Source organism: Brevibacillus sp. DP1.3A, assembly GCF_013284245.2.
Taxonomy (GTDB): Bacteria; Bacillota; Bacilli; order Brevibacillales; family Brevibacillaceae; genus Brevibacillus.
The window spans coordinates 5,628,444-5,654,507 of record NZ_CP085876.1; the positions used below are offsets into that span (position 1 = coordinate 5,628,444).

The following is a 26,064-nucleotide window of genomic DNA, read 5'->3' on the forward strand; positions in this document are numbered from 1 at the left end:
GTTCGTTCTTAAACGGGTTTTAAAAGACTTAAAAAATGAATAGTGCAATCAGTTACGACAGAGAAGAATATTTCCAGACGTAGCGACTTATGGAGTCCTACCGAGCGGAGAAGGGATTCGCGGGCAAAAGAAACGCAACGTGCCCACGCGACGTAGCGGCTACCACTTTTGCGTTTCCCCGCTAATCCCTTCGGAGCGGGCAGTCTTAACCCCCAGCAGGACGGAGCCTGGAGCCTAGACTGGAAATATTCTTCTCCCCACTACAGATTCTGATAGAAAAGTCAGCCTGCTCACATTTACAGGCTGACTTTTTCGTGAGACCTAGTTAGCCCCAGCTGTTACAACTTTGGCCTGATGATCACGCACCGCCTGATTGCTCGCCGCCATAAACGCCTGCGCGACTGCCATCAGTACATCTCGATGCTCGGCAACTCCTTTAAAATGACTTCCGTTGGCGCTGACCGTCACGATCGCTTCGCCTGTCGCATGCTCTCCCGACGACAATGAATACAGCTCCATGTCCGTAAACTCCACGTCAAACGGCAGTGCCTGCTTGATGCCTGCCACCAATGCCTCAACAGGTCCTTCTCCGGTGCCAGAGTATGCTTGTTCTTCTCCTGTCACATTGTTCGTAATGGTGCAGGAAGCCATACGACTTCCGGATGTGCCAGTGAGCACTTGCGCATTGACCAGTGTGAATGGCTCCAGTACCGCGTTTACGGTATGTCCTACCAGCTCAAGCAGCTGATGATCCTGGACAACTTTTTGCTTGTCAGCCAGTTCTTTAAATTGGACGTACAGTGTTTCCATCTGCTCATCGGTCAGCTGTATCCCGAATTCGTTTACGCGGTGCTTGATCGCATGGCGGCCGGAGTGCTTTCCGAGAATGATCATGTTGCGAGGCACACCCAAGCTCTCCGGATCCATGATTTCGTAGGTGCTGCGCTCTTTTAAGAGACCGTCCTGATGAATTCCCGCTTCATGCTGAAAGGCATTGCGACCCACAATTGGTTTGTTGAAAGCAATCGGGAAGCTCATGGCACGGCTCACTTTTTGTGAAGTGGTGTAAATGTGCTCCGGTCTGATGCCAGTCTCGGCATCCAATGCTTCTTTGCGCGTCTCAATTGCCATCACCAGCTCTTCCAAGGAGCAGTTCCCTGCTCGCTCACCGACCCCATTGACCGTTACCTCGACTTGGGTGACCCCCGCACGAATCGCAGCCAAACTGTTTGCAACCGCGAGTCCCAGGTCATTGTGGCAGTGTGCACTGAACTCTACCTTGTCGCTACCACGAACGTTTTTCATGACACGAGTGAACATGGCCCCGTATTCTTCTGGAAGTGCGTACCCTACTGTATCGGGGATGTTAATAATGGTTGCCCCTTCTTCAATTGCCGCTTCGATCATCTCAAACAAAAACTCATCGCCTGTACGAGTTGCATCCATCGGAGAAAATTCGATCCGGTCTACAAACTGTTTGCCGTACGCAATCATTTCGCGGGCAATCTTAATCACTTGCTCTCTCGACTTGCGAAGTTGGAAGTCCAGATGAATGCTGGAGGATGACAGGAACATGTGGAGTCTGCGACGCTCTGCCGCTTGTGTAGCCCGAACGGCAGCATCAATGTCCTCTTTCACCGCACGAGCAAAGCCACAGATCTCTACGCCGTGCACCTCTTGTGAAATACGTTGCACCGCCATGAAGTCACCAGGGCTTGCGATTGGGAAGCCCGGTTCAATGACATCCACGCCGAGGTCTGCCAAATGCTTCGCTATCACGATTTTTTGCTCAGGCGAAAGAGACGCTCCTGGCGCTTGCTCTCCGTCACGCAGTGTTGTATCAAAAATATGGATTCGTTTTGTCATGGGTAATGCCTCCTCAATTTTTGGTCGTTTTTTCCGTAATAAAAAAAGCCCGCCGTCTCCATATACAAGAGACGACAGGCTTTTGGCTGCCGCGGTACCACTCTCGTTGATCCTCTCTTTTTTCAAAAGAGAATCCACCTCGCTGTCCCGATGACGTGGGACGATCCGTCAAGGTTTACTGTAAGTTTTCAACCTTGCCGCTCCCGGGTGAGATTCGAGCATTTCCTGACTGCGTCGCACCTACCCGCAGCTCTCTGGACAAGAAATTCGCTTTACTAGCTCCCGTTCTTCGCGTTTGCTCTATGTCGTTGTGAAAATCAAAAAGGCCTGCCGTCTCTATCGAAGAGACGACAGACCTTGTCTATCGCGGTACCACTCTCGTTGACCCCAGCTACTCGCCAGAAGTCCACCTCATGTACTGATCCTAGTCGATCAGCACAACCCGATCACGGAGGTTAACCGTCAGAACTTACTGCTTGATGCAGCGCTACATCTCGTTTCAGTCCTGCCGCTCCCGGGCGAGCTTCACTGGCTTCTCTGACTGCGTTGCACCATCCCGCAGCTCTCTAGACAGATCAGTCCACTTACTGTTCCCGTTCTTCGCGTTATTGTTATTATTGTTTGAAATTTTATTCGGTTTATATCTGATTGTCAATGGAGGCTATCAATAAAAATAATTTTAATAACCCAATTAATTGAACCCTCTCACTGAGCTGCGTCCGAACTGTCTGTAATAAAGGCAGGCGAGACCTAGTACCACGAGCACTAAAGCGGAGTAAATATTGCTATAAACGGACGCTCCGGAATAGCTATTGAACAGATTCCAGCTCACAGCAGCTCCTCCATCAATCATTTTGCCGTACAAGGTAGCTGCAAGTGCACCTGCAATAAAGTTCAGCATTGCCAGCAGTCCCATACCGACGCCGATCTGTTCCTTTGGTAGCGACTGCGAGATTGCGTTTGACATCGAAATCATCATAAACGATAGTCCGACATTACCAAAAATCAGAAAAACGGCAATGAGGAACGGAGATACTCCCGCAAAGGAAGAGAAGAGGACAAAGCTGCACAAAAGTAGCACAGACGCTGTGTAAAATAAATACGAATTCCCTTTCTTATCTGCAAGAATCCCGGCCTTCTTCCCCAAGAACGCGGTCACAATTGCTCCCGGTACCATCACAAAGCCAATGAGCCCCGGTGCCAGATGATTCACATTTGCCAACAACTGTGGACTAAGGAAAGCGAACGAATAGCCACTCCCTATCATCAAAAAGGCAATGACCAGCCCGAGCGAATAGCGTTTGCTCCGGAATAAGCCAGGGCGAACAAAAGGTTCTGCGGTCGTCCGAATTCTTACCAAGAACAGAAGGAATGAGAGGATGCACCCCAGTGCGAGCAAGAAGCTCTGATTCGTAATAGCCAGTAGAAGCAACGCAATCGTTATGGCGAGAAGTCCACCACCGATCCAGTCCATTTTGACAGCTTCCCGCTCCTCCTCCTCCAAATACTTACGGAAAAAAGGCACGGCAAAAAGCGTGAACAACGGCATGCAGAACAACCATCTCCAATCGAGCAGACTGACCAGCAAAGAGGAAAGAACGGGACCTAATGCGCTACCGATTGCCATCCCGGTCATTGAGATCCCTAGAGCCCGCCCCCTACTCTCTGGGGGAAAATAACGCACCGGAATAATGGAAGATGTCGCCGGAACAACTGCCGCTCCTGCTGCCTGCACAATTCTCCCAAATAGCACCATGCCATAATTATGGGCGAAAAATCCGATAACGGAGCCGATGGCAAATAGAATCAGTCCGAATGTAAGCAAATGTTTGAGCTTGTAGGAATCAGCTAGCTTTCCGTACATCACGGTTCCAACCGCATAGATTAACAAAAAGGCAGACGTCACCCAGCTTACTTGGCTAAAAGATAAATGAAATTCTGTCCTGATTTGCGGTAACACGATATTGAACATCGTAGCACTCATCACCGTAATCATGAGAGTAAACACGAGTACGCGTAGAACTTTTTCAGCGGATTGTTGTTGTGGTTCGGTTTGCATATTGGAAAGACACCTCTCGTTATCACCGATTTCTTCCCGGGAAGGTGATTGTTGGCCTTGCTAGATGTAGTTTATAATGATTTTAAAATAAACGAAAATATATCTTTTGACATGTAGTTGATATACCTGAGTATATGGAGTTGAATCGAATGGAATTGTTGCAATTGCACTATTTCCGAACAGTGGCCAAGTGGCAGCATATGACGAAAGCCGCCCAAGAGCTGCGGATTGCTCAGCCTGCTCTCAGCAAAACCATTGCTCGGTTGGAAGAGGATGTCGGGGTTCCGTTATTTGACCGCGAGCGAGGACGTATTCGGCTGAATACATTTGGGAAGGCGTATTTGGAGCGGGTAGATAAAGCACTGAACCTGTTGGAGGAAGGTCAAAAAGTCGTATCGGATCTGGCTGGAATGGAGCATGGTCGTATTCATCTGGCAACGTCAACCTTGGATCTGTTATCAGAACCGTTGGGCAAGTTTCTCGCCCTCCATCCTGATGTACACTTCCAGATCACGCAAGCCAGCATCGAAGAAATGGCAACCCTCCTCGAGTCAGGCGAAGTGGATGTTTGCTTCACCCATTTGCCGATCAGGGTGCCGGATATTTTGACTACGCCCGTATTGAAAGAAGATATTCATGTAGCTGTCCCCCGCACACATCACTTAGCCAAGAAAACCAGTATTCTACTAAGCGAGCTGGCTGAAGAGTCCTTTATCGGCTACCGGGAGGACTTTCCCATCCAAATGCTATACGATCAGTTCTTTCAAAAAGCAGGGATTACCCCCAAATTCGCTTGTCGGGTAGATGATCCCGGCTCTATCCAAAAGCTGGTCCGCGCAGGTCTTGGCATCGCCCTCTACGGCTGTATCAGTCGAGAGGAAGACCCACACCTTGTCATGCTTCCGATCGAACACCCGATCTGCCAGCGACATTTTCAAATGATTCGGCACGAAAAAAGATATCTCTCCCTGGCAGCACGCAAGTTCTGTGATTTTATTGTCCAATATTTTGCTGAGTCTCTTAAAAAATGAGCCCCTTTCTAACAGAAAAAAGCCTGGCATCATTCGCCAGGCTCTTCCCCTACTCTTGCTTTCTTTTTTTCATACGTAAAATAATGCCGTCAATGAGCAGCCCAATCCCCGCTCCGTAAAAAGGGGCCGCAAACCGAGTTCCTTCGGCAAGCGGCAGGTCTTTCAGATACACGATAAACACGCCGACAATAAAACCGATCATCGTGTAGCGCAGCCGGGTCGCCCCCATCAAACGACACTCCCTTTCACGCTACTTCCCGAATTTATTTGGCATTTTCATGTTTTTCATCGTACGGCTCATCTGTTTGAGCTGCTTTTGGTTAAGATTCATCCCCATTGAACGGGCCATGGCTTGAAGCTGCTTGTCGTCCATTTGCATGTTGGACATTTGTTTTTTCAAGAAATAAGTCCCTCCATAAAATCCACCAGCGAGACCGATTAACAATGTAACAATTGGAATTACCCAGTTGTACCAAGCCATCAATACATTACCATCCTCTATACGTAATTATGAACTCTTTTATTGTACCATAGTTGGGCTATCTTCTGTAAATTGTGATTAGAAAACTTGGAAAATGAGAACACTGCCCTCAACAAAATCTTTGTTTCAAGCATATTCTAATAGCAAGAGGTGAAACAACTATGGCTCCAATTGTGATTCTGGACGCTGGACACGGTGGCAGCGATCCAGGTGGAGGAAACAACACGCAATTTACCGAGAAAGATATGAATTTGCAAATATCGCTCTACCAATATAATCGCTTTTTGGCTCTAAATATTCCTGTCGCTATCACACGGACAACCGATGTGACTCTGACAAGTCAGGCTCGGACTGCTCTGGTTCGAAACAGCGGTGCTCGCTACTGTATAGCGAACCACATTAACTCAGGTGGCGGCCGAGGCTCCGAGGTCATTTACTCCATTTACGGCTCCCCAACCTTTCCCCAATTGATCCAGGATGCCCTGGCAGCGGAAGGGATGCCGAATCGACGCATTTTTACGCGGACACTGCCAGATAATCCGCGGCTCGATTACTACTTCATGCACCGGGAGACTGGCAGCGTGGAGACGGTAATCGTCGAGTATGGCTTTGCCGACAATACTTTGAACGCAAATAAACTACAACAGGATTGGCGAGATCTCGCGGAAGGGGTAGTCCGGGCATTTTGCACGTACGCTAAACTTCCCTACCAGCCCCCTACGACTCCTACTTCTACTCCAAAACCTACTGCAGCACCGACCCTTGCTCCCACCACTTCTCCTGGAAACGGAGGAGGGAATGGACCTGACTGGAAGCAGGAAGCCGTCAACTGGCTGTATGATCAAGGCTTATTAACCGACGAACAATGGCGTCAGCAGCCTGACCAACCTCTGCCGCTCTGGGCACAGGCTGTCATCCTGAAGCGTTTATTCGAAAAGCTCAAAACGTAACATAACGTCTCCGTTTAATCGTCTGCCTTAAAACGGGTCAGCGGCGTATCCGTTAAGCCCGAATAGTTTCTTTTTGCTGGCACACTCACTAATTCGTCCTCTGGGTAGCGATAGGCGGTTAGCATTCCGCCGAACACACATCCTTGGTCGATGTTGATGGTGCCATTTTTTCGTTTTGGTTCTGGATGCGGATCATGTCCCCATACGATTATGGGCGAAGTCACTTTTCGTTCTTTTGCCCATTCTCTACGGATCGGGCGCCCATCCGGTCCCGTCCCTGCCACATCGCCATATCGGCAAAACGTGTAGACCGCAGGCGAATCCATTCCTATGTAATCATCACGAATCCCCGCATGAACGGCGACCGCTACTGTTTTTTCATTCTGTTTGATGATCATGTGCGAAGGAGAAGAAAATAGCAATCTGCGACTCTGCTCTCGCAGCAAGGAGGCCTTCTTCGGTCCGTATTCTTGCTGATACAGCCGAATCTCCTCTTCTACCTTTTCATCTCCGTGTGCCAATGTCACTGGTCTGCCATCCAACCAGCGGGCTACTTTCCACCCATGGTTACTATCCACCATCTCAGCCAGACCTGCCGTGACATGATGGTGAAAAAATTGCAGCATTTTGATTGAGTAAGGTCCACGACTCGTGATATCACCGAGGGAAAGGAGCTTTCGGCCGTGGGGATGGCGATAGGTACCGTCTCGGGTTTGTTCATATCCCAAGCGTTTGAGCAATTCTATAAATTCGTCGTAACAGCCGTGAACATCGCCGACGATATCCACACCATTGTCAGCCGAAAGCACCTTGGAGCGCGTTTGAGGTTTGTGCCTCATAGCCCGTCCCTCCTTTCCGTTATCTCTCATTCGTTACTTACTATCTTTACCACATCTGCGAAAAAAACTCACGGGTTGTGTACAAGAAAACCGTTTAAAAAAGTAAACGCGCGAAAGAGCCCCTGTTTACCCGAGGAGCTTTTTGGCGCGTTTACCTATACATGATGCTATGTGATTAGCCTAAGTTATGCGTATGCACGTAAATGGCCGCTTGCGTGCGATCCTCCACGTTCAGCTTGGCAAGAATGTTGCTCACATGAGTCTTGACCGTTTTGATCCCGATAATCAGCTCATCTGCAATCTCCTGGTTGGACTTGCCCTGACCGATCAGCTTCAAAACCTCCAACTCGCGCGGCGTCAGTTGCTCATGAGGATGGGACTCTTGACCGTGACGGAAACGGGCCATGATTTTTCCTGCTACCCTCGATTCCAAAACTGGCTCACCCGCCGCAGCAGAGCGGATTGCCTTTGCAATCTCGGCTGCACGCGAAGTCTTCAGCAAGTAGCTGAATGCCCCCGCTTCAATGACCGGATATACCTTTTCGTCATCAATAAAGCTGGTCAAGACAATAACCTTACTGGATGGACAGCTTTCACGAATACGCCGAGTCGCTTCCACACCGCCGATGCCTTCCATGACCAAATCCATCAGAACGACATCTGGGCGCAGCTCTTGCGTCATCCGCACCCCTTCTTCTCCACTGCCTGCCTCTGCTACGACTTCAATATCGTCCTCCGTAGACAAATAAGCAGCCAGACCCATCCGAACCATTTCGTGATCATCTACCAGTAGTACCCGAATCACCGAGCCTTCACCCTTCCCGTTCCGTCTGTGACATTAGAGGAATACGCACCTCAATTTGCGTCCCCTTCCCAATTGCCGAGTAAATCTCCATGGAGCCTCCGACCTCTGCAACGCGCTCTTGCATGCTGCGCAAACCGTAGGACGTCATTTTCTCCCCATCCGGATCAAAACCAACACCGTCATCCGTTACTCGCAGGCGAACCTGCTCTTGCAGCGTAAACAGCTTTACTGTAATCTGGGTAGCTCTGGCATGCCGTAATGTATTGGACAAGGACTCCTGCAAAATGCGGAACAAATGATCCTCAATTCCACTCGGCAAGCCTTCGACATCTTCAATCTCCCAAGTCAGTTGCATAGTATTTTTACGCGTCAGCTCATCTAAAAGTTCCAGAATGGCTTCCTTCAATGACTTGTTTTGTAACGTAGCCGGGCGAAGATGCAAGAGTAATGCCCTCATCTCCGCTTGTGCAGCTGCTGCCATCTCTTCGACCAATTCAATCTGTTGTGCTGCACGTTGTGGATTTTTTTCTACAAGCCGCTTCATCGCCGCAGTCGTCATGGCGATGGCGAACAGCTGCTGGCTGACTGCATCATGCAGTTCTCTCGCCAATCTCTGTCGCTCCTCTGTTACCGCTGCATGCTTCAATTGTTCTGCGAGAGCCGCATTGTGGTTCGACAGCCGCTGCAAAGATGCCACTTGCTCTTCCCATTGTGAAGCTAAGCGATTGATCTGCCATCCTAATTCGCCGACTTCATCGACGCCCAATTCGGGAACACGATACGACAGCATTCCGCGCCCAAGCTTCATGGCAGCTTCCCACAGTACACTGAGTCTCTTTTTCAACAAATTGCCGATGATATAGGAAATGATCAATGCCACTAAAACACCTGCAGGCAAAGAGACAACAAAAGCAGCAAGCTGAATCAAGCCCTCTGGATCGGCAGGCAGATTGATGCCTATATATTCTTTAAGCCACCACACGAAGTTGCGGTCGCTGATCATTTCGTTGTACCACCGATGAATCCCGGGGTGATCTCTCCATAAAAAGTATAGCCAAAAGAAACAAATAAACGCGGCAGTAATTGCACTGACGGCCAGTAACATGCCATAGCGCACGTATTGCCACTGAATACTTGCCAATCGCTGTCGACGCATCCGCCAGTACCTCCTAGATGTACTTGACTTTTATATCGCCGACAAGCAGCGAGATATGCAAGTTTACTTTTTGCAATGCTTCATCATACTGATCAGAACGAATCTTAACACTGCGATTGATACCTCCCTGACGGTGGCTTAGCACCTCCAGGTCACCAATACTCAACCCTGCCGTTACCGATACAGGAAGATCGACAGGCACATAAATCGTCACATCGCCTACCCAGCCCTCTACGACAAGAACCGCCTCATCTCGCATCAACACTGCACGGGAAAGATCAATCACAACATCCCCGATTCCATGCCAGACATGCAAGTGATTCAGTTCAAAACGCCCCGAGGTCAGGTGATAATCTCCAATCAGAGAGCTGCGGGAATCTTTTGGCAACGTGTCGTCAGGTGATGAAGACATTCTTTCGTGATGAGGAATTTTGCCACCAACTTGCTTCCATTTGTTCCAGCCGTCTAGCCAAGGGCGTTCCTCTGTTGAAACCTTCATGTCACTCGGAACACTCGCATCACTTGTCATAATCGTCTCCGCAGCAGATGGGGTCCCCGTATCGCCCAAAGGTTGATTCATACGGTGATCTCGTTTGCTGTTCTTGCCCCGAATCAATTGAAACCCGAAATAAATAAACACGATTGGTACTGCAATCTGGAACAAATCATCTACCCCGACACCAAACCACATGTCCATCGCGATAATGGTCCCCAGGGAGAATAGAATCCCTCCGCCAATCCGATTTTTCTGCCCCCACAAACGAAGGCCGAAATAAATAAGAACCATCGGCCACAAATCAAACAGACCGAACGAAATGATACCCAAACCGTCTAATAAAAGGCCGATTCCCGTAAAAATAATCAGGATACCAGCCAACATTTTGTGCAAACGGGACAGTTTCACAAAAGTCTCCTCTCTCACGCCCCATGCTGATCGTTTTCACTTTGACCATTACGACATGTATAGATGAATGCAGGCGGAATGTTCAACAGGGTAAAGTCGATCTTGACCCAGGGAAAACGATCCTGCAACTCAGCTTGGAGTTGTAGCGAATATTGGAATGTAATGAATAGGCCCCCTGGCTTTAGTACAGATTGAACTTCGTCCAGAATTGCTGCCCTCTGCTCTTGTGGAAAATTGGCGAATGGCAGACCTGAGATAATGACATCTGCACCTGCAAGGTTCTGCTCCTCCAAGTAAGACCTAAGTTTAGTCGCTTCCTCCCTGATAGGAAGATCGGGAAAACGTGATTGAAGCATAGAGCGAAAATGGGAATCTCGTTCCACAAGCACGTACTGTGTGCCAGGACGCAAGCGCTGATAGATCGTTTGGGTAAATGCCCCTGTACCAGGTCCCAGCTCCAGGATCACATCGGTTGAAGCCCAATCGACGCTTTTCAACATTTGCTCACATAAAAAACGAGAGCTGGGGATTATACTACCAACGCGTCCAGGCTCAGCGATAAATCGCCGCAAAAAGACCAAGAAGTCCTGCAAGAATCGTACCTCCTAGGGGAAAAGCAGCCTGATGTACACAGGCTGCCGAATTGACACAATCTATTCTACACCCAGTCCCCCAGTTCCTGTCGAATTAGGATTGTACAGGTTTGGCTACCGGTGCTTTTACTTCATTAATGGATGCTTTGATGCTGGCTAGTTCTGCATCGAGATCATCCTTTTCCAGTTCAGACAAAGCGTTCTCCCAAGCGCGGTTTGTTTGGCGCCATTGTCCACTCATTTGCGCTTCTGCTTCCATGCGCATGACTTTTTCTTCCATGCGGGCGAAGCCACGGCCTGCGGACGGATTGCCGATACCGACAACTGCTTGATTGACTTGCTTTTGTGTACGAGCTACTTGTGCACGTGCCATCAGTGTGAACCTTTTCGCACGCATTTTATAGAACTCTTCCTTCAGCTCAGCCAACTTCTCGCGCATTTGCGTAGCTGCCTCGGATGCTGACAGGTAGAGACCTTCATATTCCGCTGCACGGCCTTCGTACTGCTTCTTGTCAGCGAGTGCTCGACGAGCCAACTCGTCTTCTCCCTCAGTCAAGGCGAGCTTGACTTGACGATCGCGTTTTTCGATCAGAGCATTGGCTTCGTCCAATTGCTGGCGGAATTTCTTTTCCAGTGCAACCTGACGGGCAACTGCTACTTCAACTTGTCCGATTTCTACTTCCATGTCACGCATATATTGATTCAGCATTACTACCGGATCTTCCATCGAATCCAATGCATCATTTACCGAAGCTACTGTCAGGTCACGCAAACGTTTAAAGATACTCATTATATTTTCCTCCTCATCATATCACATCATATTGTTCATCCAAAAGACTCTTGCGACACAGTGTTATTGCGGTTACTAAAACGGTTATGGCCGTTTGGTTACGTTTCTCTCCCAAGCGTCTAGCGTATCTTCTTTTAATACTTTTTGGGCCCATTCACGCTCCCAAGCAGGTGGAGCTTGTTTAGGTTCTTGACTGGGACGCAGTAAGCGATATCCCAGATAAATCACCCCAATGGCCAGAAGTGCGTGAAATAGTAGGTCAAGCTTGCCAATCAACATCAGGAACCCGAATAGGAAGACTAGGATTCCCCAAAAGCGTGAACCGGTTTGTCCCATAATCTTTTTGGCACCGTATATCATGATCACACCGGGAATGATGAACCCGAGCAAGTCTCCGATATCGATACCCACCAGATCTAGAAGAACCAACCCACCGACTAGCAGCAGAACCAGCCCGAGTAGAACTTTGCCAGACCGTTCGCTCATTACTCGTTTACCTCCATTCGTTTTGCATGTGGTGCTTGTGGAACGTTATGCCCTTATTGTAGCCCTCGGTATAGGCTTCCCATAACGGGCGTGCGGTTGGTTTTTCCCTCCGTCCTTGGACGGAGACAATTTCCTGCCCTAATCGGACAAGCTGTCCCGCAAGGCAGAACAAGCGCGCGTCGAAAGGCGTCTTGCACTGTTGAACGAAAACGTTACAGCATTTGACGGTATTTTTGTGACGAATATGTGAACAAGCAGATGAAAAAGAAGGAAAAGAAGGACTGGCGTAGAATCTTCGTAAGAGTGCGTGTAAAAAAACATCGAAAAATAGCCGAATTCCGCTTGGCGGAAACGGGGGAACCACGTTTTTGGGGTGAATGGTTGCTACTCCTAGCAGCCTAGGGCGTCCTTTCGACCGAACCCTTCAGCTAACCTCGTAGGCTCACGAAGGGAGCAGTTTCTTTTGCGCAAGGTGGTTTTATCTTTATTTATGGCTGGAATGCTTGCTATGGGGGCAGGCGCTGCACAGGCTGCTGAGGAGAATACTCTCAATGAAGTAGTCAGCGACTTGTACGGTACCCCTTACAAATCTTCCGGCTCGTCCAAAAAGGGCTTTGACTGCTCCGGTTTCACGCGCTACGTATTTGATGCGTTAGGTGTAGACCTGCCTCACAATTCTGCTTCCCAGTACGCATTAGGTACAGAGGTAGCCAGAAAAGATTTGCAGCCAGGCGATCTCGTATTCTTCAATACGAACGGTCGCAGCATTTCTCACGTGGGTATCTACATTGGAGACGGCACATTCGTGCACTCGGAATCTGGTCGTGGAGTCGTCAACACCAAGTTGAGCGATCCATACTACTGGAGCAAGCGTTATGTAGGCGCCAAGCGTCTCAGCGTTCCTGTTCTAGCGAAAGCAGAAACTCCGAAAAAGGAAAAAGCGGTGCAAGCTGCATCGTTGCCGGAAAAACCAGCTCAAAAATAGTCGTTCGGCAAAATAATAAAAGCCAGGGACACTACGTCTCTGGCTTTTTCTGACGGAATTTAGTACCTGGTCTAAAGAGGTACCCTCATATATTAGAACAACTTAATAACTTACGGGGTTTCTTCCCCTGATCAGGTCAAAGCATGTTATGATAGACAAGACCCATTCTTTGAATGGTATTCCTTATTAATAGAAGTAACTGGGGGTTGTTCCGGTGAAAGATCACATTTTAATTGTCGATGACAATCTGGAGATTATTGAACTGCTAGAAGACATTTTGGAGAACGAGGGCTTCACCGTTTCCTCCGCAGAGAGTGGAGAAGATGCACTCTCCCTGCTCAGCCAAGGAGAGCGACCCAATCTGATCCTTTTGGATATTATGATGCCCAACATGAGTGGCTACGAGCTCTGTTCTCAAATTCGCCGTGAATGGGATTTGCCTATACTGTTTCTCAGTGCAAAAGGAAAAGCGGTAGATAAGGTAGTCGGCTTTGAAATTGGCGCAGACGATTACATTACGAAGCCTTTTGATACAGAAGAACTGCTCGCTCGCATTCGTGCCCACCTGCGTCGTTATGAGCGCATTCGCAAGCATACTGAGGAGCAGCCTGAGAAGGAAACAGCCTCTTCTCCGATTACAGTTTTGAAATTCAAGGACCTAGAAATTCATAAAGAAACGTATTCCGTTTATGTATGTAATCAAAAAATTGAGCTCTCTACCAAAGAATTTCAACTGCTCACATTCCTCGCAGAAAATGCGGGCATCGTCTTTACAAGAGAGCAAATCTACGACCGCGTCTGGGGATATGGTTATGGCTCGCTCAATACAGTGACCGTCCATATCAAAAACCTCCGTGAAAAGCTGGAAACAGAGCGTCAGTTCATTAAAACACAATGGGGGACAGGCTACGTATTTATCGGGGAGAAGCTTTAAATGAGCTTACGTAATAAAATTTTTCTCTCCTTCATTTCCTTGATCACACTAAACATCTTGTTGTTTAAATTCGTTTTTCAAGACATTATTGTCGCTCAACTCAAAAATGATCGGCATAATCAGTACCAGGCTGAGAAGGAAGCCGCAGAGAAGGTCATGCTCAATCAATTGCTTCTCGTCAGTAATTTCAAGGACCCAATCGAACGATTGGAGCTTGAAAAGCAGTTGCCAGACGACGTGATGTACCGCATGCTCGTGAAGGATGCCAATGGAAACACCATCTACAGCAAAACATCACGCGCCTATAATTTGAAAATGCCTTCTCCCTCCTCATCAAACCGTGGCGATTCTGCCAAGCAAAATGACCTCAAAGTGGTAGCTGAGTACCATTTTCAGCAGGAGCCACCGCGTACAGGGGAGATCGTTGTTTATTTCTACACAGATGATTACGACATAATGGCTACGACAGGGGTTTCCATGATGCTTTGGTTTATTTACGGAAGCATTAGTCTGGTGGGATTGGTTCTACTCGCTTTGTTCGTTCGCTGGATACTACGGCCCGTGAACGAATTATCGCGCGTCACCCAAGAAATCCAGGAAGGGAAACGGTTAGTGACATTTACGTATCGATCGCATGATGAGTTTGGCCAACTCTTTCGATATTTCGGGGATATGGTTGATGAGCTTCGCTTAGCGGAAGAAAGACAGGCCGAAATGATTGCTTCGATCGCCCACGACTTCCGCACGCCTCTCACCACGATCAAAGGGTATGCGTCATATATCGGCTCCGGTCGTGTGACGGATATGACCAAAATACAGAAACAGATGAGCAAAATCGAGTTAAAAACGACTGACTTGGAAAAGCTGCTAGATGAGTTGCAGGACTTCACCGCCCAAAGCTCCGAAGTCCGACTCAATATTAACCGCATTCATGTCAAAAGCTTCTTGAGAGGAATTATTGAGGACTATTTGCCAAGAATCAAAGAGGCAGGCCTCACCTTTCAATGGAAGCTGCGTATTTCCAATGAATTACACATCGAAGCGGATGAGACCAAGCTGCGACGTGTCATGGAAAACTTGTTGAACAACGCCATTCACTACAATAAACCAGATGGCTCCATTTACCTTACTTGTGATCAGCGAGAAGGACATGTCCTTTTTACTGTGATCGACAAAGGAGAAGGAATCGCCTCCGAAGACTTGCCGAAGATTTTCACCAAGTTTTATCGGGCGGAAAAATCACGAAATCGCAACAGTGGCGGTACAGGCTTAGGCTTAACGATTTGCAAGAGCATCGTCCGGCTTCACGGCGGAGATCTGATGGTAAACAGTGAATTGGGAATGGGAAGCAGTTTCTCCTTCACCATCCCCTTCTTCCACGGGTAGCTTTCACAAGCTACCCTTACTTTATATAGATTTATTCCCACTTAATTATTTCTTTATATTTTACTAGTAAAATAATTTTTGTAAGCATGTTGCTTTCAGTGATAAATAACCCCCAGTTCGGTATCTGACACAATCGGCGAAACCGTAGTGATAAGATGCCTCTTTTTTTGCCCTCCATTTCCATTTTTTTCTATCTCTTCTCCAAACGCATCGGCAGTCCGTTTTTGGGACGCAAGGTGACCAACGGCTCGGGCTCCACTGCCTGATTCGGTTCAGCCAGACGTAGTCGATATCGCTGTGCGATCGTCGCCAATAGCAAAGCCGCCTCCATCAAAGCAAAGTTATTCCCAATACAAACACGCGGCCCACCGCCAAATGGAAAATAAGCATAAGCTGGATTTCTTTTTAAGAGGTCGCTGTCAAAACGCTCTGGAATGAATTGTTCAGGCTGCTCATAATAGCGTGGGTTACGGTGCATGACATATTGGCTCATCATCAGTGTTTCACCGGGCTTATACGTGTGATCGCCGATCTCAACCTCTTCTACCACTTCCCGGTTAATCGTCCACGCCGCAGGATAGAGCCTCAATGTTTCCTGTACAATGAGATTCGTATACTTCAGCTGGGGAAGATCCTCGACTGTCGGCAGCTTTTCACATAGCACCGTTGACAGCTCGTCATGCAGCTTTTGCTCCACCTCGGGATGAGTAGCCAGCAAATAGAAAATCCACGACATGGTATTCGCAGTCGTCTCATGGCCAGCCACAAAAATGGTCATGACCTCGTCACGCACCTGCTCATCTGTCATTCCTTGCCCATCATCTTCATCACGCGCTGCCAAAAGCATCTCCAACAAGTCCTTATGCTCTTCTCCTTCGCTATTACGACGAGCTTCGATCAAGGAATAGATTGTTTTGTCCAGCAGCTCACTCGACTCCAGGAACTCCCGATTGCTTTTGGTAGGTACGGACAAAGGAATGTCGATAAAAGAGGAGCCTTTATTTGCCACGTATTTCAAACCGACATCGATGGCATGTCCAATCTGATCGGCGCCTTCCTTGACGGTTTTGCCAAACATAGTCTCCGTAATGATCGCAAGGGTTACTTTCATCATGTCCGAGTGAATATCACGCAGCTCCCCGGTTTTCCAATCCGACATGAGATCAACTGCTTGCCGGACCATCACATCTCCGTAGCTGGCGATACGTTCTCGATGAAAAGCTGGCTGCATAAGCCGCCGTTGTCGCAGATGTTTTTTTCCTTCACTGGTGAGAATTCCATCCCCTACGACAGGTCGCGCAGACTGCAACGCTTTCCCTTTTCGAAAATGCGCCTGCTTGTTAACCAAAACCTCTTTGATGTGATCCGGATTCGTTAACAGGTAAACATGGCGGGAAGGACCGAAGCGAAAATGGACGACTTCTCCATGCTCTTCTACAGCGTCGCGGATGAACTGAAGCGGCGATCGGCGAAATGCCATCAAGTTCCCTGAGATCGGAAGGCCTTTTGGACCGGTGATCGTGATATTCATGCGTCTCCTCCTTTTTACATGCAAAATCCTACCGATAGTATCCGGCACGTTAAGGAGATTATGCGAAAAAAAGCCACCCGAACTTCGGATGGCTGACGAAATCATTTTGTTTATCGTGTAACAGGTTGATCTGTGCGCAACAGGCGAGAAGCAATCAGTCGCTCGCGTACCTTGATGCCAATCAGAGAAGCCAGAACTGCTTTGACAACTCCTACAATAAGGAAAGGCGTTACACCAAAAGCGACAGCTTTATCCCACGGAATATCCATGACGTATTTGAGCTGTACAGCACCAAAAGCGAGTGCGACAAACATGCCAATGATATTGGCGATGATGGCGTTTTTCAAGGTGAATCTTGTTTTCTCCAAGTAGAGCCCGGTCACATACGCGGATGCAATAAACCCAAATATGTACCCGCCGGATTTTCCGACCAATATTTGCAAACCACCTTTTGCCTCGCTGAATACAGGCAATCCGACTGCACCGAGCAAAACGTAAATAACCAAAGCCAGTGTCCCGTATCGTTTTCCCAAAATCGTCGCCGTCAGCCCTACTGCTAACGTCTGCGCGGTAATCGGAATCAACGGCAAGGGAATCGTCACCTGCGACAATACCGCAGTCATTGCAGCAAAGATGGCAGAGAGCAATAGCCATCTCAAGCGTTCGTTTCTCATGCGTACTAGCCTCCGTTTTGTTAACTAAAAATGTTATAAGGTTAACAAAATAATAATACGCATCTGCCCTTTTGTAAATCCCCGTTCTGTCCGCTTACCTATTTGCTTGTTGATCCATGTATTGCTGTAGCTTTTGAAGTGATTGAACCGTATGATCGATTAATTCGTTCAAGTCATCAATGTTGCCTTCATCAATTTTCCGATGAAAGTCCAGCGTCACCTGATTGGTTATTTGCTTTGGCGGCCAATCGATTCGATGCTCCTCTAGCTTAGCCGATACTTTCTGTGTAATATAAGGTCGCTGACCCCAGATGTCATTGAGAATCGATGTGATTTCTCTCGCTTCTGCGGGCATATCTCTGTAATTTTCCATCTGCATGAAAAAATGGATGCAAATCGTACATCCGATATGATCTGTCAACGGCTGTTCTAGCTGCTCGGCTGCAATATCAGCTAACTGGGTACGAAGCTGCATCTCAGCACGGACAGCTACGGTATGATCATGTTGATCAGCCAGCTTGAACTCGATCTGAAACTGTCGATGGAACGTAGCCATATCCATGACATCCGAACGGTTCGTAATCGTGATTGCCCCTTCGAAGTCCCGGTCGTATACCGCACCTTCCAACACAACTCTGATATTGTCAAAAACAAGCGGATGAAACATCTCGCGCCCTCCTTTTCCCAGACAATCGGGCCCTTTCTATTTACAGTATATAGCATGCCTGCTTTCTACTTGTTTTGCAAGCAGACCGACTTCCCCATGGCGGCGCCTCCAAGAGAGTGGTACCATGAGAGTGATCCAACCTTTGAGGTGACAGCTATGTTTTTAATCGGAATTCTAATCGTTGTTGCAATCCTTGGTGAAATTATTCATCGTTTGAATCCATGGAAAAAGCCGGAACCAGCCTATGAGGATCTCGTCGCCCAAATAAAACAGACAGACTGGTACCAGGAGTTGTCTCGTGATCAGGCGTGTCGTTACGTTCTGGACAACGATCCGCATGTCCAAGCCTACTATGCGGGTACGTATGAAGCCAAACGTCTCCTTACACAGGAAGGCTTTCAATTGGGGCTGATTGATTACGTCAAGCAGGAAGCTGTGAAGCACACCGATAAACCGCGCTGACATGCGAAAAAGCCGTTGTTATGGAACAGCGGCTTTTTCTTTAAATCAAAAAACAGGTATACCTCCCATGGCTCATGCCCTGTGGTACACCTGTTTTATCCAGTATTCATGTTCGACCTAGCGTTTTTGATGATAGTATTTGTAAGCGTCAAAGGATGCTTGCTCTTGGCAAGGTACGCATTCTGTTGCATACGATTCAGCTTGTTCATGGATCATCTGACCGCAAGCAGCACAGCATTTTGCTTCGAGATTGCGAAAGAAAGTAGTGATCGGCGTCATGATTAAAACCCCCCGTGTGTTATTATCTGTATTGTATTACAACAGCATCTGTTTTATAAAAGCTTGTTATAATACATTACGCCGATTTATCTTTCGCTCTCGCTTATTCTCTCTTCATTGCTCCTTTTTTCGCTGTATTCATACATTTTTGCAAATTCCGCATCTGTTGTAACACAAGGGTTTAAATCAGCAGATTGAACAAATACGGATCATGTGTAATCTCTACATAGCGGATACCATGCTGCTTCATCCGGCTGACTAATGGCTGATAGTCATCTTGGCATTTCATTTCAATACCGACCAGCGCTGGACCATTTTCTTTGTTGTTCTTTTTCGTATACTCAAAGCGTGTGATATCATCGTGTGGCCCCAGTACTTTTTCCATAAACTCTCTCAAGGCTCCGGCACGCTGTGGGAAATTGATAACAAAATAGTGCTTCAAGCCCTCATGCAACAGGGAGCGCTCCTTGATCTCTTGCATCCGGTCAATGTCGTTGTTTCCACCACTGATGACACACACAACGTTTTTCCCGGCTATTTGATCCCGGTAGTAATCGAGAGCGGCAATCGACAGGGCACCTGCAGGTTCTACGACGATGGCATTGCTGTTATACAACTCCAAAATGGTTGTGCACACCTTGCCTTCTGGCACCAGCACGATGTCATCCAGCAACTCCTGACAAATACTCATCGTTAGCTGCCCCACTTGCTTGACGGCTGCACCATCGACAAACTTGTCAATTTCATCTAAGGTGACAACGTCGTTTTGTTCCAGAGCGGCTTGCATCGAAGCTGCTCCTGCTGGCTCCACACCAATGATCTGTGTGTTCGGGCTGATGCCTTTTACGTACGTTCCCACTCCCGCTGCCAATCCACCTCCGCCGATACTCATAAAGACGAAATCAGCTGGTTCTTCCATGTCATTCATAATCTCCAGACCGACTGTTCCTTGTCCAGCTACCACCAATGGATCGTCAAACGGATGGACAAAGGTCCGATCTTCCTGAATGCAATACTTCATCGCCTCTGCGAATGAATCATCAAAGGTGTCACCGATCAATACAACTTCTACATAGGAACCGCCAAACAGCTTGACCTGCGATATTTTTTGACGTGGGGTGGTCGCAGGCATAAAGATCGTGCCCTTGATTTGCAAATGGTTACACGAATAGGCTACACCCTGCGCATGATTGCCCGCACTCGCACATACGACACCACACTCCCGCTCCATTGTGGAAAGATTCCGCATAAAATGGTAAGCACCGCGGATTTTGAAGGAACGAACGACCTGCAAGTCTTCTCTTTTCAAATACACATTGCAGCCGTAACGCTCAGACAGTACTTTGTTTTTTTGTAATGGCGTCTTTTCCACCACGTCTTTCAATACGTGATTGGCTACTACGATGTCTTCCACTCTGACCGTATGCATATATATGTTCCTCCTAAGTAACTTCTCTGTTGTTGTAGGCACCAGACCAAATCAAAAAGCCCCCGCCCCAAACCAGCTACGCACAATTTGCGCACGGCTGGCTGAGGCGAGGGCATCGCGGTACCACTCAGCTTCTCTGTCTTCCTCACGAAAAACAGACTTAGGAAGTTCACTATGAAACTCCCGTCCGATAACGAGGACGAATTCGTTGTCCTATACTCACTGGCTCGACAAGCTGATTTTCCAGGACAATGCTCCAAGGTGATTTTCAAAACAGGCTGGCGGCCATTCTTTCAGCACGGGGAACGGCTCTCTGCACGCTGCTTACTGTTTCTACTCTTCCTTTTCAACGCTCATACATACGAACTATTCGAATTAGTTAAACATTCTACGCCGAAACCCACAAGTTGTCAATCTTCTTGTTATTTGGCAGGAAAGCAATGACAAAAAAACGGGTTCCCTTTCGAGCTATTACACTCAAAACGGTACCCGTTTTTCTATTCGCTACATCCTATACTGCTTCGTAAATCGCTTCGTAACGCTTGCCGATTTCTTCATCAGTGAAACCAGCTTCACGCAGACGGCCGATCAGTGCATTCGCCCAAATCTCAGTGCGCTGCGCCATTTTTGCGTATTTTTTCGCTTCCTTGGTTTTGCGCTTGGAACGATCTTCACCGTTCGACTTGAGGTTGTCGAGGATGAACAGCATGTGCATGGTATCTTCCTCGTTCAACGTCTCCCAGCTATCGTTTAGAAACGCAGTTACCTTTTTGTAGTAGCCATCAAACTCGTCAAAAGAAATCTCAGTATCCATGTTGAGATATTCTTTCATTTTTTCAAATAGATCTTGCATCTAGCGTCACAACTCCCTCATTATTCTCCGCACTATTATAACAAAAACATAGCTAGACAGGAAGTTGCCATTATCTGACTGGCACCCCAGAAGCTCTGGCATACATGCAACGTCTCTCGTAATGCTCTATAATAGGGAAATACTGAATTGCTTGAGGAGAACGGAACAGATGACAACGAATAAAAAAGAACAAGACGCCAGCATCCGTGTCGGCCAGCAAATGACGCTCACGATCAAGAGCTTGGGCATTAATGGCGAAGGGATCGGCTATTTTAAAAGAAAAATCGTTTTTGTAGAGGGTGCCCTCCCTGGAGAGGTCGTCCATGCAGAGGTAACCGAGGCAAGAGAAAAATACGCGACCGCGCGTCTTTTACGAGTCGTTGAAAAATCAGCATCTCGAACAAAGCCCCCCTGTCCAGTCTATGCGGAGTGTGGCGGATGCAGCTTGCAGCACATGGATTATGCGGCACAACTCGCGAGCAAGCAGGAAATCGTCATCGAGTCACTGCGCAAGTACGCTCGACTGAATCAGCCACCAGTCTCCCCTACGATTGGTATGGATAACCCGTGGTCCTACCGAAATAAAGCACAGTTTCAGGTGGGCAAGGAAAAAGGCAAGCTCATCGCTGGGCTGTATCAAACAGGCAGCCACAAGCTCGTCAACTTGGAAGGCTGTCAGGTGCAGCATGAAGCGACAACGAAAATCGTCCAAGCAGCGAAGCAAATCATCGAGGAGCTCGGAATTCCGATCTACGACGAGAAAAAGCAGACGGGCGTCATCCGCACGATCGTAGCTCGTGTCGCTTTTGTTACGGGTGAAACGCAATTAACACTTGTAACGGCTACCCCAGAAATCCCACGGGTGAAAGAGCTACTTTTGGAGCTGCGTACGAGACTGCCTGAACTCGTAGGAATCGCGCAAAACGTAAACACGCAAAAAACATCGCTTGTTTTCGGTGACAAGACAGTATCGTTGTGGGGCAAGGCCTCCATTGCTGAAAAGCTGGGTGAGCTGTCCTTCGACTTGTCGGCTCGTGCCTTCTTCCAATTGAATCCCGAGCAGACGCAAAAGCTGTACAATCAGGTGAAAACGGCTGCTGGACTGACCGGAAAAGAGCTCGTGCTCGATTTGTATTGTGGTACAGGGACGATCGGCTTGTGGCTCGCTCCTTATGCCCGCGAGGTTCGCGGAATCGAGCTGATTCCTGAGGCTGTCGAAGATGCCAATCGCAATGCAGAGCGTAACCAAGCGGCGAATGCCAGCTTTTACGTGGGTCGTGCCGAGGTCTTGATGCCAAAATGGGCCAAACAAGGGACTCGACCGGATGTCGTCGTAGTCGACCCGCCACGGACTGGGCTGGATGATGCGCTGATTCGTTCTTTGTTGGATGTGCAGCCGAAGAAGATTGTGTATGTGTCTTGTAATCCTTCTACGCTGGCAAAGGATGTTGGGAAGCTCATGCAGCGTTATGAGTTAAAGAGCGTGCAGCCGGTGGATATGTTCCCGCATACGGCGCATGTGGAAGCAGTCAGTTTGCTGGTAAAAAAATAGAAAACAGAAAGGTGGCTAAACCTCTTGATACTTCTGGGGTTTAACCACCTTTATTACTCATTTCATGAAGATTCTTACTTGAAATAAGGCATTGACCACCTTTTAACCACACACAGATGCTTAATGGACTTTTTTTGTTAAGGCTCTGTTATCATTAATTGTTGTTTTTCATTATTAAACTAACGGGCAGTCTTGTGAAATGGCGCATGGTATAATATGGCTAATAAAATTGGATTTTGTGAAGGGCTGGTAAAATAATGGGTCCAGATATAAATAGTGTTTTTCCGATGAAAAATATCAGAAGCCTTTGTTTTTTAAAAAATGTAGTGATTAATCCAAATATTGAAGTTGGGGATTATACCTATTACGACGACTTGAATAACCCTTTAGGTTTTGAGAAAAACGTCCTTTATCATTTCGATTTTATAGGAGATAAACTGAAAATCGGAAAGTTTTGTGCTATAGCATCCAACGCCAAATTTATTATGAATGGTGCGAATCATAATACAAATTCATTTACGACTTTTCCTTTTGGAGCATTTGGTGGAGATTGGGAATTCGGATTAAAGAATTTAAGTGGTGGATTCAAAAGTGATACAGTTATAGGGAACGATGTTTGGATAGGTTATAATGCTACAATTATGCCAGGGATTCATATAGGTGATGGTGCGATAATCGCAACAAATGCTGTAGTAACCAAAGATGTTCCGTCATATTCCATTGTAGGAGGGAACCCTGCGAAATTAATACGTTATAGATTTGACGAGGAGACGATTGAAATTCTCAATACTTTGAAGTGGTGGGAATGGGATATTGAAAAAATAACTGAATTTATTCCCGTTTTGACAAGCAATAATACGGAAGCTTTAAAGGAACTTCTCAACACATAATAAAAACTGGATTTGAACTATCGGGATCGATAGCTTAATAAAAGGCATAAAACCCACAATTAGTTTGTGGGTTTTGTTTCGGTTAAAAATCAACACCAACGTTTAACAGAGCCTTTATTAAAGAGCTTACTAAGACTTAGATTCCAAAAATCAAAATCATCTTCTTTCTTTTGGTAGATTAGTCCTTCCTGTTATTGAAATTGTTCAAAGTTAAAACTATGCAAATTAACATTTAGAAAAATACTATTTCCCCAAAAACACATGTATTATGTAGTGTAATAATACAATTTCAACATACTACAATATACGCAAGGCATCCTAAAGGTGCCTGCTCCAATTCCTTTCATCTCAAATCCATTCAATACATTAGCTGTGTTAACAGAATGTTTATTGTAGCAGAGGGCCACCCTCTGTTTTTTTATAAGACTATAATCATATTATGGATGAAGCTACCTTGATTTCGTATATAGACCAATAGCACGACGAATCTCAGTTTTATGAGTATGGGAGGACATTATGATAAAAATAGATAAAGATGGTGAAGCTTACTGGAGTTTAACCGTAGATTTAGGTGTTTTAGGTAAGTTCAATAGTATTTTTATAAATTTAGATGGATGCGATATTACAGGAGCAACCGATGATATGTCCCAAGACGAGAGGTTAGAAAAAGCAACACTATATTATGGGAATAGATTTAAAGAGTTAGAAGAGCATGCGGATTTTATAAGTGAGCAATTTCGAATGTGGATGATAACGCACTTATGTGATATAGAATATCCATTTTGGGAAAATGGTAATGAAGATAAAGGAAGTGAAGATTACCCAGATTATATTGTAAAAGAAGAAATAAAAAAATTTGAAGATGAGAATGAACAAGTGAAACATGATCCATATAGTCCAAGTCCGATTTATAAAGACATCCAAACATATAATGCTTATGCAAATAAAGATAACTTATCAAGTTATGATATTATAGCGAAATACTTACCGGTCCTTCATTTCAAAAAACTTGTAGATACAATTAGAGCTGATAGCATAGACACATATGAAGACAACATAAACTTTCAAGTGAGCAGCGAGGTTTGCGGTGGTATGTTACTTTGCGCTACTTATGGAACAATCTATGCCAATAATGAGCTAGAAGTTACGCATAATTGTTAATAAAAGAGAACATAGGAGGATATATGTCCTGGAGCAAATTGAAGAAACAACTGGAGAGCTTTCTCTGTCCTGCGTTATATGGAAGGGTCGAATACAGTGCAACCGGTTACCGTTATTTACCTGATAAATCCGGAATTTGTTATATTGCCGTAGATAAAAAGAACGTACTTAATATGAGTGATATAACTAGCTCAATCAGATGGTATCAGACGGAGCAGGAAATTAAGAATGATTCAGATATACAAATTCCTATCAACAATGAAGAAATTGAAGCAGTCAGAAAAGATACCAAGGGGATCGTACCGGAGGATCGTCTAAAAGTAATGGCAAGAAGTAGAAAAATATCAGAATATGCAAAGGAGCTTTTGTCAGCACAGGCATCATTAAGTAAATCAAATTTTATCGTTGTGGCTAATAGGTTTTTATCCATTTCTATAGAGGAAAGCATAGAGAGCAATGATATCTTATTGAATATTCTAGCCTTGGTGGACAGAAGAGTTGGAAAAAAGAGGATTTTAAATATGGCCGAGAAGATGAAGTTAAAGCATCCAATTGTGCAGTATTTTTATGAATTACGGCTTAGTACATTATGAAAATAAATATCGTATAAATGAGTATCTGAATAAAATAGGAAAGCACCCAAGCATGTATGCTTTCGTGCTTTCCTATCAAACCAAACTGTTAGGAGGGAAAGTAGCCCTTTTTAAATAATTCGTACCATTGATTCAATTCATCGCCTTCTAATACGCCCAATCTCTCCAAAATATGTCTTGAAAACTCCAATGCACCGCTTCCATTCGCCGTGATGAGATTCTCGTCACGAATTGACTGACCCTCTACATAATGTTGATCTCCTCTGTAGTTCGGAGCTCCTTCCTTCAAATAAACTAACGTATTGCCTGTATGTCTATGATTGTCCAAAAATCCGTGATTCCCTAAAAAAGTCGTAGCATCACAGATGGCTGCGACAGGAATATCCTTGCTCACACAATACTCAACCACTACTTTTGCTTGCTGATTCTTTTCTTCTCTCCATCCCGTTCCGCCAGGTATGATTAACATGGCGATATCCAAATTCGGATTGAATTCGTTTACGCTATAATCTGGAAGGACCGTTAAACCACCCATCGAAACTTTAGGTTCTTGATCAATGGCGATTGTCTTTACACGATATCCTGTTTCTGGCTTGTTTAGCTCGGAACTGACGTAGCTTGCCTCCCAATCAGCAAAACCATCCGTAATAAAAATGAACACTTCCTTCAAAGTGATTCCCTCCCTATGACGTTTTGTACAAATGAATT

At 46.4% G+C, this 26,064-nt stretch carries 28 protein-coding genes, 1 riboswitch and 3 other annotated features; of the genes, 10 read left to right on the top strand and 18 right to left on the bottom strand.

Translation table 11 applies throughout. From position 1 onward, the window contains the following. Nucleotides 1-321 precede the first annotated feature (321 nt). Together HP399_RS25925 and HP399_RS25930 are read right to left on the bottom strand one after the other, a co-directional pair. Nucleotides 322-1,866: a 2-isopropylmalate synthase gene (locus tag HP399_RS25925; RefSeq protein WP_173618038.1), complete on the bottom strand. Its 1,545-nt coding sequence runs from the start codon at nt 1,864-1,866 to the stop codon at nt 322-324. A 64-nt stretch (nt 1,867-1,930) separates the two neighbouring features. Next, nucleotides 1,931-2,165 (bottom strand) — a binding site (T-box leader). A gap of 41 nt (nt 2,166-2,206) precedes the next feature. Next, nucleotides 2,207-2,476 (bottom strand) — a binding site (T-box leader). An 81-nt stretch (nt 2,477-2,557) separates the two neighbouring features. Continuing rightward, nucleotides 2,558-3,925, bottom strand: a complete 1,368-nt coding sequence (locus HP399_RS25930; RefSeq protein ID WP_173618039.1) for an MFS transporter — start codon at nt 3,923-3,925, stop codon at nt 2,558-2,560. 149 nt (nt 3,926-4,074) lie between these two features. On the opposite strand from HP399_RS25930, the gene HP399_RS25935 reads away from it, so the two are divergent. Further along, nucleotides 4,075-4,956 carry a LysR family transcriptional regulator gene (locus HP399_RS25935; protein ID WP_173618040.1) on the top strand — a complete coding sequence of 294 codons (882 nt, stop codon included), beginning with the start codon at nt 4,075-4,077 and terminating at the stop codon, nt 4,954-4,956. 49 nt (nt 4,957-5,005) lie between these two features. On the opposite strand, the gene HP399_RS25940 is transcribed toward HP399_RS25935, so the two are convergent. Continuing rightward, on the bottom strand, nt 5,006-5,185 hold the full coding sequence (locus HP399_RS25940) for a hypothetical protein (RefSeq protein WP_012684743.1): 180 nt from the start codon (nt 5,183-5,185) through the stop codon (nt 5,006-5,008). 21 nt (nt 5,186-5,206) lie between these two features. After that, on the bottom strand, nt 5,207-5,437 hold the full coding sequence (locus HP399_RS25945) for a YneF family protein (protein ID WP_007721554.1): 231 nt from the start codon (nt 5,435-5,437) through the stop codon (nt 5,207-5,209). 161 nt (nt 5,438-5,598) lie between these two features. Here HP399_RS25945 and HP399_RS25950 point away from each other — a divergent pair, with 161 nt between their 5' ends. Further along, nucleotides 5,599-6,387: an N-acetylmuramoyl-L-alanine amidase family protein gene (locus tag HP399_RS25950; protein ID WP_173618041.1), complete on the top strand. Its 789-nt coding sequence runs from the start codon at nt 5,599-5,601 to the stop codon at nt 6,385-6,387. Nucleotides 6,388-6,401: 14 nt separating this feature from the next. Here the strand turns inward: HP399_RS25950 and HP399_RS25955 are convergent, their stop codons facing one another. The 7 genes from HP399_RS25955 to HP399_RS25985 all read right to left on the bottom strand — a co-directional run bounded on the left by HP399_RS25955 (nt 6,402) and on the right by HP399_RS25985 (nt 11,960). After that, nucleotides 6,402-7,226: a bis(5'-nucleosyl)-tetraphosphatase PrpE gene (locus HP399_RS25955; protein WP_173618042.1), complete on the bottom strand. Its 825-nt coding sequence runs from the start codon at nt 7,224-7,226 to the stop codon at nt 6,402-6,404. A gap of 175 nt (nt 7,227-7,401) precedes the next feature. Beyond that, complete coding sequence (locus tag HP399_RS25960; protein WP_106838353.1) at nt 7,402-8,031, bottom strand: response regulator; 630 nt, start codon at nt 8,029-8,031, stop codon at nt 7,402-7,404. A 7-nt stretch (nt 8,032-8,038) separates the two neighbouring features. Then, nucleotides 8,039-9,187, bottom strand: coding sequence for a HAMP domain-containing sensor histidine kinase (locus HP399_RS25965; RefSeq protein WP_173618043.1), 1,149 nt, complete (start codon nt 9,185-9,187; stop codon nt 8,039-8,041). Between the two features lie 13 nt (nt 9,188-9,200). Further along, nucleotides 9,201-10,091, bottom strand: coding sequence for a cell wall-active antibiotics response protein LiaF (liaF, locus tag HP399_RS25970; protein ID WP_173618044.1), 891 nt, complete (start codon nt 10,089-10,091; stop codon nt 9,201-9,203). 14 nt (nt 10,092-10,105) lie between these two features. Beyond that, on the bottom strand, nt 10,106-10,684 hold the full coding sequence (locus HP399_RS25975) for a class I SAM-dependent methyltransferase (protein ID WP_173618045.1): 579 nt from the start codon (nt 10,682-10,684) through the stop codon (nt 10,106-10,108). A 94-nt stretch (nt 10,685-10,778) separates the two neighbouring features. Then, entirely contained in the window at nt 10,779-11,474 is a 696-nt protein-coding gene (locus tag HP399_RS25980; RefSeq protein WP_173618046.1) for a PspA/IM30 family protein, read from the bottom strand. Nucleotides 11,475-11,558: 84 nt separating this feature from the next. Then, nucleotides 11,559-11,960, bottom strand: coding sequence for a LiaF transmembrane domain-containing protein (locus tag HP399_RS25985; protein ID WP_007721562.1), 402 nt, complete (start codon nt 11,958-11,960; stop codon nt 11,559-11,561). Between the two features lie 319 nt (nt 11,961-12,279). Then, a riboswitch (cyclic di-AMP (ydaO/yuaA leader) is annotated at nt 12,280-12,419 on the top strand. Nucleotides 12,420-12,423: 4 nt separating this feature from the next. Here HP399_RS25985 and HP399_RS25990 point away from each other — a divergent pair. The 3 genes from HP399_RS25990 to HP399_RS26000 all read left to right on the top strand — a co-directional run bounded on the left by HP399_RS25990 (nt 12,424) and on the right by HP399_RS26000 (nt 15,265). Continuing rightward, the gene (locus HP399_RS25990) at nt 12,424-12,945 is read left to right on the top strand and encodes a C40 family peptidase (RefSeq protein ID WP_173618047.1); all 522 of its coding nucleotides are present in this window, start codon (nt 12,424-12,426) and stop codon (nt 12,943-12,945) included. Between the two features lie 214 nt (nt 12,946-13,159). Further along, entirely contained in the window at nt 13,160-13,879 is a 720-nt protein-coding gene (locus HP399_RS25995; RefSeq protein ID WP_007721564.1) for a response regulator transcription factor, read from the top strand. Continuing rightward, nucleotides 13,880-15,265: a sensor histidine kinase gene (locus HP399_RS26000; RefSeq protein ID WP_173618048.1), complete on the top strand. Its 1,386-nt coding sequence runs from the start codon at nt 13,880-13,882 to the stop codon at nt 15,263-15,265. A gap of 190 nt (nt 15,266-15,455) precedes the next feature. On the opposite strand, the gene HP399_RS26005 is transcribed toward HP399_RS26000, so the two are convergent. The 3 genes from HP399_RS26005 to HP399_RS26015 form a co-directional block, all read right to left on the bottom strand. Beyond that, the gene (locus tag HP399_RS26005; RefSeq protein ID WP_173618049.1) at nt 15,456-16,796 is read right to left on the bottom strand and encodes a cytochrome P450; all 1,341 of its coding nucleotides are present in this window, start codon (nt 16,794-16,796) and stop codon (nt 15,456-15,458) included. Between the two features lie 110 nt (nt 16,797-16,906). Further along, on the bottom strand, nt 16,907-17,470 hold the full coding sequence (locus tag HP399_RS26010) for a biotin transporter BioY (RefSeq protein WP_173618050.1): 564 nt from the start codon (nt 17,468-17,470) through the stop codon (nt 16,907-16,909). Nucleotides 17,471-17,564: 94 nt separating this feature from the next. Further along, nucleotides 17,565-18,137 carry a hypothetical protein gene (locus HP399_RS26015; RefSeq protein ID WP_173618051.1) on the bottom strand — a complete coding sequence of 191 codons (573 nt, stop codon included), beginning with the start codon at nt 18,135-18,137 and terminating at the stop codon, nt 17,565-17,567. Between the two features lie 156 nt (nt 18,138-18,293). Between HP399_RS26015 and HP399_RS26020 the strand changes: the two genes are divergently transcribed. Next, nucleotides 18,294-18,599, top strand: a complete 306-nt coding sequence (locus HP399_RS26020) for a hypothetical protein (protein WP_228088361.1) — start codon at nt 18,294-18,296, stop codon at nt 18,597-18,599. A gap of 117 nt (nt 18,600-18,716) precedes the next feature. Here the strand turns inward: HP399_RS26020 and yhfH are convergent, their stop codons facing one another. The 3 genes from yhfH to HP399_RS26035 form a co-directional block, all read right to left on the bottom strand. Continuing rightward, entirely contained in the window at nt 18,717-18,878 is a 162-nt protein-coding gene (yhfH, locus tag HP399_RS26025; protein WP_082195876.1) for a protein YhfH, read from the bottom strand. Between the two features lie 181 nt (nt 18,879-19,059). Continuing rightward, entirely contained in the window at nt 19,060-20,307 is a 1,248-nt protein-coding gene (gene ilvA, locus HP399_RS26030; RefSeq protein ID WP_173618053.1) for a threonine ammonia-lyase IlvA, read from the bottom strand. Between the two features lie 99 nt (nt 20,308-20,406). Next, nucleotides 20,407-20,666 (bottom strand) — a binding site (T-box leader). A gap of 152 nt (nt 20,667-20,818) precedes the next feature. Further along, nucleotides 20,819-21,160: a hypothetical protein gene (locus HP399_RS26035; RefSeq protein WP_173618054.1), complete on the bottom strand. Its 342-nt coding sequence runs from the start codon at nt 21,158-21,160 to the stop codon at nt 20,819-20,821. A gap of 169 nt (nt 21,161-21,329) precedes the next feature. Here HP399_RS26035 and rlmD point away from each other — a divergent pair, with 169 nt between their 5' ends. The 4 genes from rlmD to HP399_RS26055 all read left to right on the top strand — a co-directional run bounded on the left by rlmD (nt 21,330) and on the right by HP399_RS26055 (nt 25,356). Continuing rightward, nucleotides 21,330-22,712, top strand: coding sequence for a 23S rRNA (uracil(1939)-C(5))-methyltransferase RlmD (gene rlmD / locus HP399_RS26040; protein WP_173618055.1), 1,383 nt, complete (start codon nt 21,330-21,332; stop codon nt 22,710-22,712). Between the two features lie 257 nt (nt 22,713-22,969). Next, a complete protein-coding gene (locus HP399_RS26045) occupies nt 22,970-23,602 on the top strand; it encodes a CatB-related O-acetyltransferase (RefSeq protein ID WP_173618056.1) in 633 nt (210 codons plus the stop codon). Nucleotides 23,603-24,118: 516 nt separating this feature from the next. Then, nucleotides 24,119-24,763, top strand: a complete 645-nt coding sequence (locus tag HP399_RS26050) for a hypothetical protein (protein WP_173618057.1) — start codon at nt 24,119-24,121, stop codon at nt 24,761-24,763. Between the two features lie 23 nt (nt 24,764-24,786). Then, nucleotides 24,787-25,356, top strand: a complete 570-nt coding sequence (locus HP399_RS26055) for an SF0329 family protein (RefSeq protein ID WP_173618058.1) — start codon at nt 24,787-24,789, stop codon at nt 25,354-25,356. Between the two features lie 88 nt (nt 25,357-25,444). Here HP399_RS26055 and HP399_RS26060 read toward each other — a convergent pair whose 3' ends face one another. Next, nucleotides 25,445-26,026, bottom strand: coding sequence for a type 1 glutamine amidotransferase family protein (locus tag HP399_RS26060; protein WP_173618059.1), 582 nt, complete (start codon nt 26,024-26,026; stop codon nt 25,445-25,447). Nucleotides 26,027-26,064 lie beyond the last annotated feature (38 nt).

Excerpts from the sequence above, each read along its gene's own strand:
- HP399_RS25925 (WP_173618038.1), bottom strand. The coding sequence starts at position 1,866 with ATGACAAAACGAATCCATATTTTTGATACAACACTGCGTGACGGAGAG.
- HP399_RS25930 (WP_173618039.1), bottom strand. The coding sequence starts at position 3,925 with ATGCAAACCGAACCACAACAACAATCCGCTGAAAAAGTTCTACGCGTA.
- HP399_RS25935 (WP_173618040.1), top strand. The coding sequence starts at position 4,075 with ATGGAATTGTTGCAATTGCACTATTTCCGAACAGTGGCCAAGTGGCAG.
- HP399_RS25940 (WP_012684743.1), bottom strand. The coding sequence starts at position 5,185 with ATGGGGGCGACCCGGCTGCGCTACACGATGATCGGTTTTATTGTCGGC.
- HP399_RS25945 (WP_007721554.1), bottom strand. The coding sequence starts at position 5,437 with ATGGCTTGGTACAACTGGGTAATTCCAATTGTTACATTGTTAATCGGT.
- HP399_RS25950 (WP_173618041.1), top strand. The coding sequence starts at position 5,599 with ATGGCTCCAATTGTGATTCTGGACGCTGGACACGGTGGCAGCGATCCA.
- HP399_RS25955 (WP_173618042.1), bottom strand. The coding sequence starts at position 7,226 with ATGAGGCACAAACCTCAAACGCGCTCCAAGGTGCTTTCGGCTGACAAT.
- HP399_RS25965 (WP_173618043.1), bottom strand. The coding sequence starts at position 9,187 with ATGCGTCGACAGCGATTGGCAAGTATTCAGTGGCAATACGTGCGCTAT.
- HP399_RS25980 (WP_173618046.1), bottom strand. The coding sequence starts at position 11,474 with ATGAGTATCTTTAAACGTTTGCGTGACCTGACAGTAGCTTCGGTAAAT.
- HP399_RS25985 (WP_007721562.1), bottom strand. The coding sequence starts at position 11,960 with ATGAGCGAACGGTCTGGCAAAGTTCTACTCGGGCTGGTTCTGCTGCTA.
- HP399_RS26000 (WP_173618048.1), top strand. The coding sequence starts at position 13,880 with ATGAGCTTACGTAATAAAATTTTTCTCTCCTTCATTTCCTTGATCACA.
- HP399_RS26005 (WP_173618049.1), bottom strand. The coding sequence starts at position 16,796 with ATGAATATCACGATCACCGGTCCAAAAGGCCTTCCGATCTCAGGGAAC.
- HP399_RS26010 (WP_173618050.1), bottom strand. The coding sequence starts at position 17,470 with ATGAGAAACGAACGCTTGAGATGGCTATTGCTCTCTGCCATCTTTGCT.
- HP399_RS26015 (WP_173618051.1), bottom strand. The coding sequence starts at position 18,137 with ATGTTTCATCCGCTTGTTTTTGACAATATCAGAGTTGTGTTGGAAGGT.
- HP399_RS26020 (WP_228088361.1), top strand. The coding sequence starts at position 18,294 with ATGTTTTTAATCGGAATTCTAATCGTTGTTGCAATCCTTGGTGAAATT.
- yhfH (WP_082195876.1), bottom strand. The coding sequence starts at position 18,878 with ATGACGCCGATCACTACTTTCTTTCGCAATCTCGAAGCAAAATGCTGT.
- ilvA (WP_173618053.1), bottom strand. The coding sequence starts at position 20,307 with ATGCATACGGTCAGAGTGGAAGACATCGTAGTAGCCAATCACGTATTG.
- HP399_RS26035 (WP_173618054.1), bottom strand. The coding sequence starts at position 21,160 with ATGCAAGATCTATTTGAAAAAATGAAAGAATATCTCAACATGGATACT.
- rlmD (WP_173618055.1), top strand. The coding sequence starts at position 21,330 with ATGACAACGAATAAAAAAGAACAAGACGCCAGCATCCGTGTCGGCCAG.
- HP399_RS26045 (WP_173618056.1), top strand. The coding sequence starts at position 22,970 with ATGGGTCCAGATATAAATAGTGTTTTTCCGATGAAAAATATCAGAAGC.
- HP399_RS26050 (WP_173618057.1), top strand. The coding sequence starts at position 24,119 with ATGATAAAAATAGATAAAGATGGTGAAGCTTACTGGAGTTTAACCGTA.
- HP399_RS26055 (WP_173618058.1), top strand. The coding sequence starts at position 24,787 with ATGTCCTGGAGCAAATTGAAGAAACAACTGGAGAGCTTTCTCTGTCCT.